Here is a 13,642-nt window from a genome sequence, read left to right as displayed (position 1 = left end):
CCATCAGCGGTACTTCTCACTCCACTTGGCAATTTCACACCGGAAGGCTTCGATCGCATGGACGCGGTGGACAGGCAGCTCATCCAGGCCCTGAGGGAGAACGGCCGGGCCTCGTACGCGGAGCTGGGCCGCCTGGTCGGTCTGTCGGGGCCGAGCGTCACGGACCGGATCAACCGGCTGGAGGCGGCCGGGGTCATCACCGGCTACCGCGCGACCGTGGACGCGGCCTCCCTCGGCCTCGGGGTGACGGCGCTGATCGGCATCTCGCTCTCGGACGCCGCCGACCACGAGGACGTGGCGCGCAGGCTGCGGGACCTCACCGAGATCGAGGACTGCTGGTTCATCGCCGGTGACGACTCCTTCATGCTCAAGGTCCGCTCCTCGGACGTGGACGGCCTGGAGAAGACGATCCGCAGACTCAGCGGCACCAAGGGCGTCTCGCGCACCCGCACCACGATCGTGCTCTCCACCAAGTGGGAGAACCGGGTGGGGGAGCTGCCCGAAGAGGTGTAGCCGCCAGGAGCAGGCGGTGCGGGGGAGTACGGTTGGTCAGGTTGTCGGCGAAAGGTGTTGGTATGGACGTCGGGCTCAAGCGCGAGCTGGAGGAGAAGGTCCGCTCCGGTGAGCGGCTGACCCGTGAGGACGGCGTCGCACTCTACGAGTCGGACGACCTGGCCTGGCTCGGCGGCCTCGCGCACGAGGTGCGGACGCAGCTGAACGGCGACGTCGTGCACTTCAACGTCAACCGGCACCTCAACATGACCAACGTGTGCACGGCGTCCTGCGCCTACTGCTCGTTCCAGCGCAAGCCGGGCGAGAAGGACGCGTACACGATGCGCATCGAGGAGGCCGTGAAGCTGGCCAAGGCGATGGAGTCGGAGAACCTGACGGAGCTGCACATCGTCAACGGCCTCCACCCGAACCTGCCGTGGCGCTACTACCCGCGGTCCCTGCGGGAGCTGAAGGCCGCGCTGCCGCACGTCTCGCTGAAGGCGTTCACGGCGACGGAGATCCACCACTTCGAGACCATCTCTGGTCTCTCGGCCTCCGAGATCCTCGACGAACTCATCGACGCGGGCCTGGAGTCGCTGACCGGCGGCGGCGCCGAGATCTTCGACTGGGAGGTCCGCCAGCACATCGTGGACCATCGCACGCACTGGGAAGACTGGTCGCGGATCCACCGTCTGGCGCACGAGAAGGGTCTGAAGACCCCGGCCACGATGCTGTACGGCCACATCGAGGAGCCGCGCCACCGCGTGGACCACGTGCTGCGGCTGCGGGAACTCCAGGACGAGACCGGCGGCTTCCAGGTCTTCATCCCGCTGCGCTACCAGCACGACTTCGTGGACATGAAGGACGGCAAGGTCCGCAACAAGCTCCAGGCCCGTACGACCATGGCGACGGGCGCCGAGGCGCTGAAGACGTTCGCGGTCTCCCGGCTGCTGTTCGACAACGTCCCGCACGTGAAGGTGTTCTGGGTGATGCACGGTGTGCAGACCGCCCAGCTCGCCCTCCAGCACGGCGCGGACGACATGGACGGCTCGGTCGTCGAGTACAAGATCACGCACGACGCGGACAACTACGGCACGCCGAACAAGCTGACCCGCGACGACCTGCTGGACCTGATCCGCGACGCGGGCTTCCGCCCGGTCGAGCGCAACACGCGCTACGAGATCATCCGCGAGTACGAAGGCCCGGACCCGCTGCGCCGGGAGACGCCGCAGGCGATGCGCGTCTGAGGCGGCGGCGGACTCGTACCGCCTGTCGGAATTCTGTGGCCACGGGGCCAAGGTAAGGACTACCTTGGCCCCGTGCCTCTTACTTTCACGCTGGACCCCGAGATATCGCCCACCCTGCGCGACGGTCTGCTGGATCTGTGGACGGACGTCACCAACGCGGGCGGCGCGGTCGGCTTCGTACCGCCCGTCACGCGTGAGGAGGTACGGCCCGAGGTGGTCCGGTCGCTGGCGCAGCTCGCGCAGGGGCGGAGCAGACTGCTGGTCGGGCACGACGAGGAGGGGCGGGTCGCCGCCACCGCGTTCCTCACCCCCAACACCCACCGGCTGCGCACCCACTGGATCTGGCTGTACACGGTGATGGTCCACCCCAAGCACCAGGGCCTCGGTTACGGCCGCGACCTGATGGCGGCGGCCGCCGACGCCGCCCGCTCCCTCGGCGGGATCGAGGCGATCCGGGTCGGCTGCCGCGGCGGCCTCGGGCTGGAGCGCTTCTACACCTCCTGCGGCTATCGCGAGGTCGGCCGGGTGCCCGGTGCGATCCGGGTGGCGCCGGGCGACGACCGGGACGACGTGACCCTGCTGCTGCCGCTCGGCTGAGGCCCCCCACCCGCCGCCAAGATCGCCCGCTTGGCGTGCTTCACTGGGCGATGCCCCTTTGGGGGCTTCGAACCGTACGAACGGAAGTGGATGGACATGCTCCGCTACACGCTGATGCGTCTCGGCGTCTTCGCCGGCTGCCTCGTGGTCGCCTGGGGAGCCGTCTACTCGGGTCTCTTCCCGCGCGGCTTCGGTGACTCCAACTTCTTCTGGGTCGTGCTGATCGCGCTGGTTCTGTCCGCCCCGATCAGCTGGATCGTCCTGCGCAAGGAGCGCGAGCGCGCCTCCGTCCACATCGTCGGCCGGGTGGACCGCATGAAGGCCAACCTGGACGCCAACCGCAACCAGGAGGACGCGGTGGACGAGAGCGTGCGCACCCAGGGGCAGCCCGGCTGAGTTCCCGGCGGCCGAGTTCCCGAGCGGTCGTTTTCGGCCGCCCGGAAGGCGGCGGGCGCCGCATCGCCCCACGTCAGGCCCCGATACCCTGATACGCGATCCGCGTCCCCGTCCCGGGCGCGGGCCCGCTGCGAAGGAGAAGTCGCCCGTGGAGTTCCGGCTGCTCGGCACGGTCTCCGTCGACACCTTCACCGGGCCCCTGCCGCTCGGTCCCGCCAAGCGCCGGAGCCTGCTGGCCGCGCTGCTGCTGTCGGCCAACACCCCTGTCTCGGTGGCCCGGCTGACGGAGTCGCTGTGGGACGAGACGCCCCCCTCGCAGGCCCGGAGCGTCATCCAGGGGCATGTGTCCCGGCTGCGCGCCCTGCTCACCGGGGCGGACGCGGCGGCGTACGGGGTCGAACTGGTCACGCTGACCGACGCCTACCTCCTGAGGGTGCCCGAATCCCTCCTGGACGCGCAGCGGTTCGAGGAACTGCTGATGATGGCCCGGCAGCAGCGCGAGCCGGGCGACGCGGCCATGATGCTCACCGAGGCCCTGTCGCTGTGGCAGGGTCCGGCGCTCGGCGGTGCGTTCATCGGGCCGCCGCTCCAGGCCGCCGCGCACACGCTGGAGGAGTCGCGGCTCGCCACCGTCGAGGAGCTGGCCCGCACCTACACCGTGCTCGGGGAGCACCACCGTGCCGCCGCCGTGCTGCGTCCGGAGGCGGTCGCGCATCCGATGCGGGAGTCGCTGGCCGCCTCGCTGATCAAGGCGCTGTACGGAGCGGGGCGGCAGGCGGAGGCGCTGGACTGGTTCCACCGTACGAGGCGGCTGCTCGCGGAGGAGCTGGGCATCGACCCCGGGCGCGAGCTGGCCGACGCCTACGCGCTGATCCTGCGGGGCGGGGTGGTGGCGGACGATCCGGTCGTCCCCGTACCCCCGCCCGCGTCAGCGCCCGCGCCCGCGCCCGTAGCCGTGTCCGCGTCCGTGTCCGCCCCCGCGGCCGAGGCCCCGGTGCTGGCCGCCGTCGCCGTCGATCCGCTGGTCCGGCTGCCCCTGGCGGCCGCGGCGGTCGTGCCGCCCGCCGAGCTGCTGCCCCGGGCGCCCCGGGGCTTCCAGGGCCGTACGGAGGAGCTGGCCGCGCTCAGCCGGGCGGCGGCGGGCGAGGCGCCGGTGTGCCTGATCACCGGCCCCGCCGGGGTCGGCAAGACGGCGCTGGCCCTGCAGTGGGCGCACCACAAGGCGGCCGTGTTCCCGGACGGGCGGCTCTACGCGGATCTGCGCGGCTTCAGCGAGACCGGGGAACCCGCGCTGACCGACGTCCTGCGGGAGTTCCTGCCCGCGCTCGGGGTGCCGCCGCGCCGGGTGCCGGAGTCCGCGTCGGCCGCCGCCGCGCTGTTCCGGACGCTGACCGAGCGGCGCAGGCTGCTGGTCATCCTGGACAACGCCCGTGACTCGGCGACCGTACGGGCCCTGCTGCCCGGCGGACCCGACTGCGTCACGCTCGTCACCAGCCGCCACCGGCTCGAAGGGCTCATCGCGTCCGACGCGGCCCGGCCGGTGCCGCTGGACGTGCTCGAACCGCAGGACGGCATGGCGCTGCTCGCCGGAGTGCTCGGCGAGGAACGCGTGCTCGCGGAACCGGTGGCGGCCCAGCGGCTCGCGGAACTCTGCGGAGGGCTCCCGCTGGCCCTGCGCGTGGTCGCCGCGCGCCTGGCCGGACGGCCCGGCAGGCCGCTGGCCGCGCTGGCGGCGGAGCTGGCCGACGAGCGGGGGCGGCTGGCCTACCTCGCCGTGGACGACACCGGGGTCGCGGCCGCCCTGCGGCTCACCGTCCAGCAACTGCCGCCGGACGCCGTGCGGTTGCTGGCCCGGCTCGGCCATCATCCGGGCAGCCATGTCGACACGTACGCGTGCGGCGCGCTCCTGGACACCGGCCCCGCCGACGCGCAGGCGACGCTGGAGCGGCTCGGCGAGGCGCATCTCGTGACGGAGACGGCGCCGGACCGCTGGGTGCTGCACGACCTGGTCCGGCTGTACGCCCGGGACCTCGAACCCGAGGCCGGGCCCGAGGCGCTCGTCCGCGCCCTGGACCATCTGACGGCGACCGCGCTCGCCGCGACCGACACCGCCGAACCGGGCGGCGGCGCCTGCTTCGGGCTGCCGGACGACTTCCACCGACCCGCCGGGGTAAGGGAGTTCGCGGACCGGGCCGAAGCCCTCCGCTGGTTCGCCGCCGAACGCGACGACCTGGCCCGGGCGGTGGCCGCCGCCCGCTCCGCCGGGTTCCACGACCGGGCCTGGCGGATCGGCCTGCTGCACTGGCCGCAGGTGGTGCTGCGGGTGCGCGAGGGCTGGGTGCCGCTGCTGGAGTCGGCCCTCGACTCCGCGCGGGAGCTGCGGGACGCGTACGCCGAGTCGCGGGTGCTCAGCCTGCTCGGCTGGGTGCTGACGGAGGAGGGCCGGACCACCGAGGCCGTCGCCCTGCTGGAGACCGCGCCCGAGCTGGCGCGGAAGGCGGACGACGGGCCGGGCGAGGTGACCGCCACGATCAACCTGGCCGTGGCCCGGGCCCAGGACGGCGACCTCGACATCGCGCTGGAGGACTGCGAGCGGGCCGTCGCACTGGCCCGCGCGGCGGGCGACTGGCACACGGAGATGCTGGCGCTCCAGCACCTGGCCCGCACGCTCCTCACGGCGGGCCGCCCGGACCGGTCCCTGGAGGTCGTCCGCACCGCCCTCGCGCTCGGCCCCGAGCACGAGGAGACGGCCCGGCGCGCGCTGCTGCTCACCACGGCGGGCGAGGCCCGGCTGGCGCTCGGCGAGCACGAGGAGGGTGTCCACCTGCTGGAGCGGGCGGCCGACGAGGCGGAGCGCGAGGGCCACGACGAGGGCGCCGCCCGGGCGTTGGAGGGGCTGCTGCGGGTGGCGGAGAAGCCCGACCACCGCACCCGGTACGAGCGTGCCGTGCGCCGCCTCGCGCGGGAGGCGTGAGCCGCCGCAGGAGGCAAGGGGTGTGCTGACGCCGCAGGTCAGGGGCGTCAGCCGGACGTCAGCGCGACGGCACCGGAACGCAAGCGCCACCGCACAGACTCCTGGTGTCAGCAGCTCACCAGCGCCCCGGCCTCGACCCGGCCGGCCGCCCTTCTCCACCGGGGGATGCTCCCATGCGTACCTATCGCAGCCGTATCGCCGCCTTCACCGCCGTGACCACCGCCGCGCTCGCCCTCACGCTCACCGCGTGCGACGACGGCACCGGCGCCGCGGCCTCCGGGGCGGCGAGCGCCGCCTCGCCCTCCGCCTCCGCCGTCGAGCAGAGCGGTGACAAGGACCAGGGCGGTGCGAACCAGAGCGGCGACGAGGACCAGGGGAACGCCGGGCAGAGCGGCGACGCCGACCAGGGCAACGTCGAGCAGAACCGCGACGCCGACCAGGGCAAGCAGGTCGTGGGCGGCACCGGCTCGGCCACCGCTCCCCTGTGCACCACCAAGGGCCTGCGGATCAGCGCGGAGACCCAGGACGGGCCGCCCTACACCCACCTGGTCCTCACCGCGAAGAACACCTCGGGCCGCACCTGCCGCATGACGAGCTTCCCCGAGATCCGCTTCCTGGACAACGCCCGGGGCACCGTCCCGTCCGTCGCCAAGAGCAAGCCGGCCACCTCGGTCGTCCTGGAGCCGGGCTTCGCCGCCTACGCCGCCGTGCGGATCTCCGACGGCGGCCGCAAGGAGGAGACCGAGACGGTGAACGACTTCTCCGTCACGCTGCCGAACGGCACCGGCATGGCGATCGTGCAGGCCCCCGGCGCCGAGGGCATCTCCGTCGACCCGGCGCGGTGGGCCACGGGCTACTGGACGCAGGAACTGCGCAACGGCGCGGACGAGTTCTGATCCCGTCGAGGAGCGGCTCGGGCGCGCAAGCAGAACACTCCTCACGAAATCCCCGAGACTGCACAGCCCCGGCCCCGGACCCTCGCGCGATCCGCACAGACCCGCCACAGCGGCCTCGTACGATCGCCAGCCGGACCGGCGGTGCCGAGACCTCAGCGACGGCCGCCAGTGAACGCCTCGGTGTGCGAGGCGCGTATCTCATGCAGCAAGCAGTTCCCGCTGCACGCCCGAGGAGCCGCCCGTGACCGCCCCGTACCCGAACGCCCCCGTCGTCTCCGGCCCCCCGGTCTCGGCCCTCGACTACGACGGCCGGCCCGTCCTGGTGGAGCCCGAGATCCGGCGGCTGGACGGAGCGGTACGCGAGGTCGCCGTACCGCCGTTCGCGCCCCCGGTGACGCACGGCTCGCTCGCGGACCTGCCGTTCGAGAACGCCGAGGCGGACCCGGGCGCGATCGTGATCAGCCGACGCGGCGCGGACGGCGAGTGGGAGGATGTGACGGCCCAGCGGTTCGCCGCCGAGGTCCTCGCCGTCGCCAAGGGGCTGATCTCGGAGGGCCTGATGCCGGGCGACCGGATCGCGGTGATGGCCCGCACCCGGTACGAGTGGACCCTGCTGGACTTCGCGGCCTGGGCCGCCGGGCTGGTCACCGTGCCCGTCTACCCCACCTCCTCGGTCTACCAGACCAGTTGGATGCTCGGGGACTGCGGCGCCGTCGCCCTGATCACCGAGACCCGCGAGCAGGCCGCCGCCATGGCCCCCGAGCTGAGCCGGCTGCCCGGGCTGCGGCACGTGTGGGTGATCGACGACGGGCACGTGGACCTGCTGGCCGAGGTCGGCGACCGGACGGCGGACGGTGAGGTCGCCGTACGCCGGGGCATGCTGGGCCCCGACACCCTCGCCACCCTGATCTACACCTCCGGCACCACCGGCCGCCCCAAGGGCTGCGCCCTCTCGCACGGCAACTTCTTCGCCGAGGTCGACAACGCCATCGAACTGCTCCACCCGGTCTTCAAGGTGACGACCGGCGAGGAGGCGTCGGTGCTGCTGTTCCTGCCGATGTCCCACGTCTTCGGCCGCATGGTGGCCATCGCCTGCGTGCGCGCCCGGGTACGGCTCGGCCACGCGCCCAGCCTCAAGCCCGAGCATCTCCTCCCGGACCTGGCCGCGTTCCGCCCGACCTGCCTGCTGACCATCCCGTACATGCTGGAGAAGGTCTACAACACCGCCCGCGCCAAGGCCGAGGAGACCGGCAAGGCCGCCTCCTTCGACCGCGCCGCCGCCACCGCCGTCCGCTACGGAGAGGCCCTGGAAGCCCGCCGCAGCGGCACCGGGAACGGCCCCAGCGCCTCCCTGAAGGCGAGCCGGTCCATCTACGACCCCCTCGCCTACCGCCGTCTGCGCGCCGCCATGGGCGGCAAGGTCCGCTACGCCATCTGCGGCGGCTCCCCGCTCGGCCGCCGCCTGGCCGCGTTCTACGCCGGAGCCGGGATCGAGATCTTCGAGGGGTACGGCCTCACCGAGACCACCGGCGCCTCCACGGTCACCCCGCCGCTCAAGCCCCGTATCGGCACGGTCGGCTGGCCGCTGCCCGGCACCCGGATCAGGATCGCGGCCGACGGCGAGATCCTGGTCGCGGGCGACCATGTGCTGCGCGGCTACTGGGACGTGCAGGCGGGCGGCGTCGTCCCCGCCACCCGGGACGGCTGGCTGCCGACCGGGGACCTGGGCGAGCTGGACGACGACGGCTACCTCACCATCACCGGGCGCAAGAAGGAGCTGCTGATCACGGCGGGCGGCAAGTCGGTCGCCCCGGCCCCGCTGGAGAACTGGCTGCGCCAGCACCCGCTGATCTCCCACTGCCTCCTCGTCGGCGACGGCCGCCCCTACATCGGCGCCCTGCTCACCCTGGACCCCGACGGCCTCGCCCACTGGCGCCAGATGAACGGCAAGCACCCCGTCCCGGCCGAACTGCTCCTGAACGACCCCCAGCTGGCGGCGATCCTCCAGGACGCCGTCGACCAGGCCAACCAGCTCGTCTCCCGCCCCGAGTCCATCCGCCGCTTCACCGTCCTGCCCGTCGACTTCACCGAACGCGCGGGCCACCTCACCCCGTCGATGAAACTCCGCCGGGCCCGCATCCTGCGGGACTTCGCGGACGAGGTGGAGGGGCTGTACGCGGGGGCGGGGCAGATCACGGGGCCGTAGCCGCGCTCACCGGGCCGTGGCGAACAGGAACGCCTGGGCCACCGGCTCACCGAGGCGTTCGTCGGGCTCGCGGACCGTGCGGGAGACGAGGGCGAAGCCGGCCTCGCCGAGCAGCGCCGCCATGTGCTCGGGGTCGCGTCGCAGGAAGTCGAGGGCGACGGGGTGGCCCCACGGCTGCTCGTGGCGGCGCGGCCGGTCTCCCGCCTGGAAGGCGAGCAGCAGGTGTCCGCCCGGCGCCAGCACCCGCCGGTACTCGCGGAACAGGGCGGGCAGCCGGTCCACCGGCGTGTGGATGCTGGAGTACCAGGAGACGACCCCCGCCAGCGCGCCGTCGGGCAGCGCCAGTTCCAGCATGGAGCCCAGTTCGAAGCGCAGTCCTGGGTTCTCGCGACGGGCGATCTCCACCATGGCGGGGGAGAGGTCGAGCCCGGACACGTCGAGCCCGAGGGAGGCGAGGAGGGCGGTCACCTCTCCGGGTCCGCAGCCGAGATCGGCCACCGGCCGCCCGGGTCCCACCAGTTCGGCGTACGCGCGCAGCAGGGCCCGGTCGAGCGGCCGGCCGGCGTAGGCGCCCCGGAAGTTCGCGGCGTAGTCCTCGGCGACGGCGTCGTAGAACTCGCGGGTGGCGGTGAGGAATCCGGGGGCGTCGGAGGAGAGGCGGGAGTCGGTCATGCGGACGGACCCTACGGGGTGAACGGGCCCCGGCGCGGGGGCGGAGGAGGAGTATCGGCCACGGCCCCGGCACGCCCGGAATCCCGGCCGATTCCCCCGTCCGCACGCGTCCGTCGGAGTGAGGGCGCGTCACGGAAGGCGGGGCGGATTCCGCGCGCGGAATCCGTACGCCGGGCGCGCGACGGGAATGCGGCGGGCGGGAATTCACGGGGAATTCATCCGGGCGCCCCCGGGAAAGGCAGGAGCCCCGTTGCCGGAAGGCACGGGGCTCCTTGGGTACTGCACTCAGGTTCTGCGATCAGGGAGTGATCACGCGGGGGTGACGTTCTCCGCCTGCGGACCCTTCGGGCCCTGCGTCACGTCGAAGGTCACCTGCTGGTTCTCCTCGAGCGAACGGAAACCGTTGGCGTTGATCGCGGAGTAGTGAACGAAGACGTCGGGGCCGCCGCCCTCCTGGGCGATGAAGCCAAAGCCCTTTTCGGCGTTGAACCACTTCACGGTTCCGGTAGCCATAAGCCCTCCTTGGGCTCAAAAGGGTTGCCCTGCTCCAGAACCTGCAAGTGCGAAACGATGCTGCACGACTGCATTCGTCTGAAAACGACGAGAGCCCGCGGTCACATGCTCCGCAGGCTCTGTACTGCAAGGGAAACCAAACTGCAACTTGCGGCGAGCCTAGCACGCAGGCTCCCGAATGCAATAGAGGTCAAGATCACGTCACCCGAATGTTTGAACCCTCGGGCGGACGCGCTGACGCCGGGCCGGTCCCGGCCGACAGTCGTACGGGGTCTAGTCTCGCGATGTGGACAATTCTCGCACCCGGCCGCGCGTCGGCCACATCCAGTTCCTGAACTGCCTGCCCCTGTACTGGGGGCTCGCGAGAACCGGCACGCTCCTCGACTTCGAGCTCACCAAGGACACCCCGGAGAAGCTCAGCGAGCAGCTGGTACGCGGCGATCTCGACATCGGTCCGATCACCCTCGTCGAGTTCCTGCGCAACGCGGGCGACCTGGTCGCCTTCCCGGACATCGCCGTGGGCTGCGACGGCCCCGTGATGTCCTGCGTGATCGTCTCGCAGCTCCCCCTCGACCGGCTGGACGGCGCGCGTGTCGCCCTCGGCTCGACCTCGCGCACCTCGGTCCGCCTGGCCCAGCTGCTGCTGTCCGAGCGGTACGGCGTGCGTCCGGACTACTACACGTGCCCGCCCGACCTGAGCCTGATGATGCAGGAGGCGGACGCCGCCGTCCTCATCGGCGACGCGGCCCTGCGCGCCAACCTCCTGGACGGCCCCCGCTACGGCCTGGAGGTGCACGACCTGGGCGCGCTGTGGAAGGAGTGGACCGGCCTGCCGTTCGTCTTCGCGGTGTGGGCGGCCCGGCGTGACTACGCCGAGCGCGAGCCGGAGATCACGCGCAAGGTGCACGAGGCGTTCCTCGCCTCCCGCAACCTCTCCCTGGAGGAGGTCGGCAAGGTGGCCGAACAGGCCGCCCGCTGGGAGGCGTTCGACGAGGCGACCCTGGAGCAGTACTTCACCACCCTCGACTTCAGCTTCGGCGCCCCGCAGCTCGCGGCGGTCACGGAGTTCGCGAGCCGCGTCGGCCCGACGACCGGGTTCGCGGCCGACGTGAAGGTGGATCTCCTCCAGCCGTAATCACTACGCTGCGGGCGGTAGGCGTACCGAGGCCCACGGGGGTCCGGGGGTGCCTTCGGGGGAGGGGACGCCATGCAGCCGCTCGAAGCGGACGAACCGGCCGCCGTCGGGCCGTACGGGCTGCTCGGCCGGCTCGGCTCCGGCGGCATGGGCCGGGTCTACCTCGGCCGCAGCGCGGGCGGCCGCACGGTCGCCGTGAAGATCGTCCACCCGCACTTCGCGCTGGACGAGGAGTTCCGCGCCAGGTTCCGGCGCGAGGTCGCGGCCGCGCGCCGGGTCGGCGGCGCCTGGACGGCCCCCGTCCTGGACGCCGACCCCGACGCGCCGGTGCCCTGGGTGGCGACGGCCTACGCGGCGGGCCCGTCGCTGGCCGCCGCCGTCACCGAGCGGGGGCCGCTGCCGGAGCCGACGGTACGGGCGCTGGGCGCGGGCCTCGCGGAGGCGCTGGCCGCCGTCCACGCCCTTGACCTGGTCCACCGCGACGTCAAGCCGTCCAACATCCTCCTGACGCTCGACGGCCCCCTCCTCATCGACTTCGGCATCGCCCGCGCCACCGACGGCACCGCCTCCCTCACCTCGACCGGCGTCTCCATCGGCTCGCCCGGCTACATGGCCCCCGAGCAGATCCTCGGCACCCCGGTCACCGGAGCGGCCGACGTCTTCTCCCTCGGCGCGGTCCTCGCGTACGCGGCGACCGGCAGGCCCCCCTTCGCCAGTGACTCCGCGGCGGCGCTGCTCTACAAGGTGGTGCACGAGGAGCCCGCACTGGACGGCCTCACCGGTGACGTGCGCGACCTGGCGGCCGCCTGCCTGGCCAAGGACCCCGCGTCCCGCCCCACCCCCGCCGAACTGTCCCGCCGCCTGGCGCCCGAGGGCGCGGCGACCCTGATGACCCCGGGCTGGCTGCCGACTCCCCTGCTGGAGCAGGTGAGCCGGAGCGCGGTGAGCCTGCTGAACCTGGAGGGAATCCCCCAACCGCCTTCGGGCCCGGTCCCGTTCGCGAGCCCGGCCCTGATGCCACCGGAACAGGGCTCCAGGACCGGGGAGTTCGGCCCGGCACCGGTGATGTCCGCGCCCGGCGCGGAGAAGGAACCGGCCGACCCCGACCGCACCACACCCACCACAGGGCCGACACCCCCCGGCAAGGTCACCCTCAGCGTCTCGGCGGCCTCCGCGCCCGGGGAGTCGGGCCGGGGCCGCCGGGTGAGCTGCACGGTTGCGGTGGCCGTGGCGGCGGCGCTGGTCGGCGTCTCCGTGGGCCTGGGGGCCCTGCTGCGCCCCTGGAACGGCGGCGGGAGCCACGACGCGGCGGGCGGCAAACCGGAACCCACCCACCCCGCCTCCTCGCTCCCCGCCCACGCCTCCCCCTCGCCGCCTCCCGACGCGACGGAGCCCTCGGCGTCCCCGACCCCCGGCGAGACCGGAGGCGGTGCCGTACCGGCCCGCTACCTGGGCACCTGGGAGGGCAAGGCCACCGCACTCGGCGGCACCCTCCCCGCGGGCACCTTCAACCTGACGATCCATCAGGCAATCGTCGGCAAGGAGCTGGGCCGCATGCGCCAGACGGACCAACTCGGCGCGGTCTGCACGGACATACTCACCCTGAAGCAGGTCACGAAGAGCGGGATCGTCGCCACCTCCACCGGCGCCGCCGACAACCACGCGGGCTGCAACCCCACCCCGCACCCAGTGGAGTTGACCCCGGCAGGCGACAAACTGACGTACACGTCGGACAGTTCGGCCGAGGGCAACCCCGTGGCCCACCTGACGAGGACGGACCGATGACGGACGACCTGGCCCCCGTGGCGGTGGCCGCCCTCTGGGGCGCGGGAACGGGCGCGCTCCTGCCCCGGGCCGCCTACCGCTTCACCGTCCCCGAGGGCGAACCCTGGCGCTCCCGCTGCCCGAACGGCCACGCCCTCAGGGGCTGGCTGGGCCCGCACCCCTGCGCGGACTGCACATCAGCGACACCTCTGAGGCTGCCCCTGCTCACGGCGGCGGTCTGCGCGCTGCTCGCCCTGGCCACCGGCGCCCGCCCCGAAGTGGCCGTATGGCTCCTCCTGGCCCCCGCGGCCGTACTCCTGGCGGCGGTGGACCTCCGCGTACGCCGCCTCCCCGACCCGCTGACCCTCCCCCTGGCGGCGACCACCCTCACCCTCCTGGCCCTGGCCGCGCTGGTCCCGGAACACGCGGGCCACTGGCTCACCGCCTTGTACGGCACCCTCGCGCTGGGCACCGGCTACCTCGCCCTCCACCTCCTCAACCCCTCCGGCATGGGCTTCGGCGACGTGAAACTGGCCCCGGCGTTGGGCGCAGCCCTCGGCTGGTACGGCTGGCCCACCCTGATGCTCGGCACCCTCGCCGCCTTCGCCTCCGGCGCCCTCTACGGCCTCACCCTGGTCGCCTTCCGCAAAGCGGACCGCAAGTCGACGATCCCCTTCGGCCCCTTCCTCCTGACCGGCACGTTCCTGGGCCTGCTGGCGGGGGCCTACAGCGCTTGAAGTCGGGCAAGAC

At 73.0% G+C, this 13,642-nt stretch carries 12 protein-coding genes; 10 read left to right on the top strand and 2 right to left on the bottom strand.

Annotated features, from left to right (window positions below):
* Positions 1-57 precede the first annotated feature (57 nt).
* From AB0E91_RS08515 to AB0E91_RS08485, 7 genes are all read left to right on the top strand, one after another.
* Complete coding sequence (locus AB0E91_RS08515) at positions 58-513, top strand: Lrp/AsnC family transcriptional regulator (protein WP_161180963.1); 456 nt, start codon at positions 58-60, stop codon at positions 511-513.
* Between the two features lie 62 nt (positions 514-575).
* A complete protein-coding gene (mqnE, locus tag AB0E91_RS08510) occupies positions 576-1,739 on the top strand; it encodes an aminofutalosine synthase MqnE (RefSeq protein WP_361777068.1) in 1,164 nt (387 codons plus the stop codon).
* A 72-nt stretch (positions 1,740-1,811) separates the two neighbouring features.
* Positions 1,812-2,336: a GNAT family N-acetyltransferase gene (locus AB0E91_RS08505; RefSeq protein ID WP_361777065.1), complete on the top strand. Its 525-nt coding sequence runs from the start codon at positions 1,812-1,814 to the stop codon at positions 2,334-2,336.
* 96 nt (positions 2,337-2,432) lie between these two features.
* Complete coding sequence (locus AB0E91_RS08500; protein WP_361777062.1) at positions 2,433-2,732, top strand: DUF4229 domain-containing protein; 300 nt, start codon at positions 2,433-2,435, stop codon at positions 2,730-2,732.
* A gap of 148 nt (positions 2,733-2,880) precedes the next feature.
* A complete protein-coding gene (locus tag AB0E91_RS08495; RefSeq protein ID WP_361777059.1) occupies positions 2,881-5,706 on the top strand; it encodes a BTAD domain-containing putative transcriptional regulator in 2,826 nt (941 codons plus the stop codon).
* 173 nt (positions 5,707-5,879) lie between these two features.
* Complete coding sequence (locus tag AB0E91_RS08490) at positions 5,880-6,602, top strand: DUF4232 domain-containing protein (protein WP_361777056.1); 723 nt, start codon at positions 5,880-5,882, stop codon at positions 6,600-6,602.
* A gap of 319 nt (positions 6,603-6,921) precedes the next feature.
* Entirely contained in the window at positions 6,922-8,808 is a 1,887-nt protein-coding gene (locus tag AB0E91_RS08485) for an AMP-binding protein (RefSeq protein WP_361777392.1), read from the top strand.
* Between the two features lie 6 nt (positions 8,809-8,814).
* Here the strand turns inward: AB0E91_RS08485 and AB0E91_RS08480 are convergent, their stop codons facing one another.
* A complete protein-coding gene (locus AB0E91_RS08480; RefSeq protein WP_361777053.1) occupies positions 8,815-9,480 on the bottom strand; it encodes a class I SAM-dependent methyltransferase in 666 nt (221 codons plus the stop codon).
* A gap of 309 nt (positions 9,481-9,789) precedes the next feature.
* On the bottom strand, positions 9,790-9,993 hold the full coding sequence (locus AB0E91_RS08475; RefSeq protein ID WP_023547521.1) for a cold-shock protein: 204 nt from the start codon (positions 9,991-9,993) through the stop codon (positions 9,790-9,792).
* Between the two features lie 286 nt (positions 9,994-10,279).
* Between AB0E91_RS08475 and AB0E91_RS08470 the strand changes: the two genes are divergently transcribed.
* The 3 genes from AB0E91_RS08470 (at position 10,280) to AB0E91_RS08460 (ending at position 13,629) form a co-directional block, all read left to right on the top strand.
* Entirely contained in the window at positions 10,280-11,128 is an 849-nt protein-coding gene (locus AB0E91_RS08470; RefSeq protein ID WP_361777049.1) for a menaquinone biosynthesis protein, read from the top strand.
* Positions 11,129-11,200: 72 nt separating this feature from the next.
* Entirely contained in the window at positions 11,201-12,913 is a 1,713-nt protein-coding gene (locus tag AB0E91_RS08465) for a serine/threonine-protein kinase (RefSeq protein ID WP_361777046.1), read from the top strand.
* Positions 12,910-13,629, top strand: coding sequence for an A24 family peptidase (locus AB0E91_RS08460; RefSeq protein ID WP_361777043.1), 720 nt, complete (start codon positions 12,910-12,912; stop codon positions 13,627-13,629). The genes AB0E91_RS08465 and AB0E91_RS08460 overlap by 4 nt, the downstream gene beginning before the upstream one ends.
* Positions 13,630-13,642: the final 13 nt, after the last annotated feature.

This window comes from Streptomyces sp. NPDC026659 (genome assembly GCF_040638245.1).
Classification (GTDB): domain Bacteria; phylum Actinomycetota; class Actinomycetes; order Streptomycetales; family Streptomycetaceae; genus Streptomyces.
The sequence above is the reverse complement of the archived record's forward strand: the minus strand, read 5'-3'. Positions and strand labels throughout refer to the sequence as shown.

Coding starts and splice junctions, on each gene's coding strand:
- AB0E91_RS08515 (WP_161180963.1), top strand. CDS start 58: ATGGACGCGGTGGACAGGCAGCTCATCCAGGCCCTGAGGGAGAACGGC.
- mqnE (WP_361777068.1), top strand. CDS start 576: ATGGACGTCGGGCTCAAGCGCGAGCTGGAGGAGAAGGTCCGCTCCGGT.
- AB0E91_RS08500 (WP_361777062.1), top strand. CDS start 2,433: ATGCTCCGCTACACGCTGATGCGTCTCGGCGTCTTCGCCGGCTGCCTC.
- AB0E91_RS08490 (WP_361777056.1), top strand. CDS start 5,880: ATGCGTACCTATCGCAGCCGTATCGCCGCCTTCACCGCCGTGACCACC.
- AB0E91_RS08480 (WP_361777053.1), bottom strand. CDS start 9,480: ATGACCGACTCCCGCCTCTCCTCCGACGCCCCCGGATTCCTCACCGCC.
- AB0E91_RS08475 (WP_023547521.1), bottom strand. CDS start 9,993: ATGGCTACCGGAACCGTGAAGTGGTTCAACGCCGAAAAGGGCTTTGGC.
- AB0E91_RS08465 (WP_361777046.1), top strand. CDS start 11,201: ATGCAGCCGCTCGAAGCGGACGAACCGGCCGCCGTCGGGCCGTACGGG.
- AB0E91_RS08460 (WP_361777043.1), top strand. CDS start 12,910: ATGACGGACGACCTGGCCCCCGTGGCGGTGGCCGCCCTCTGGGGCGCG.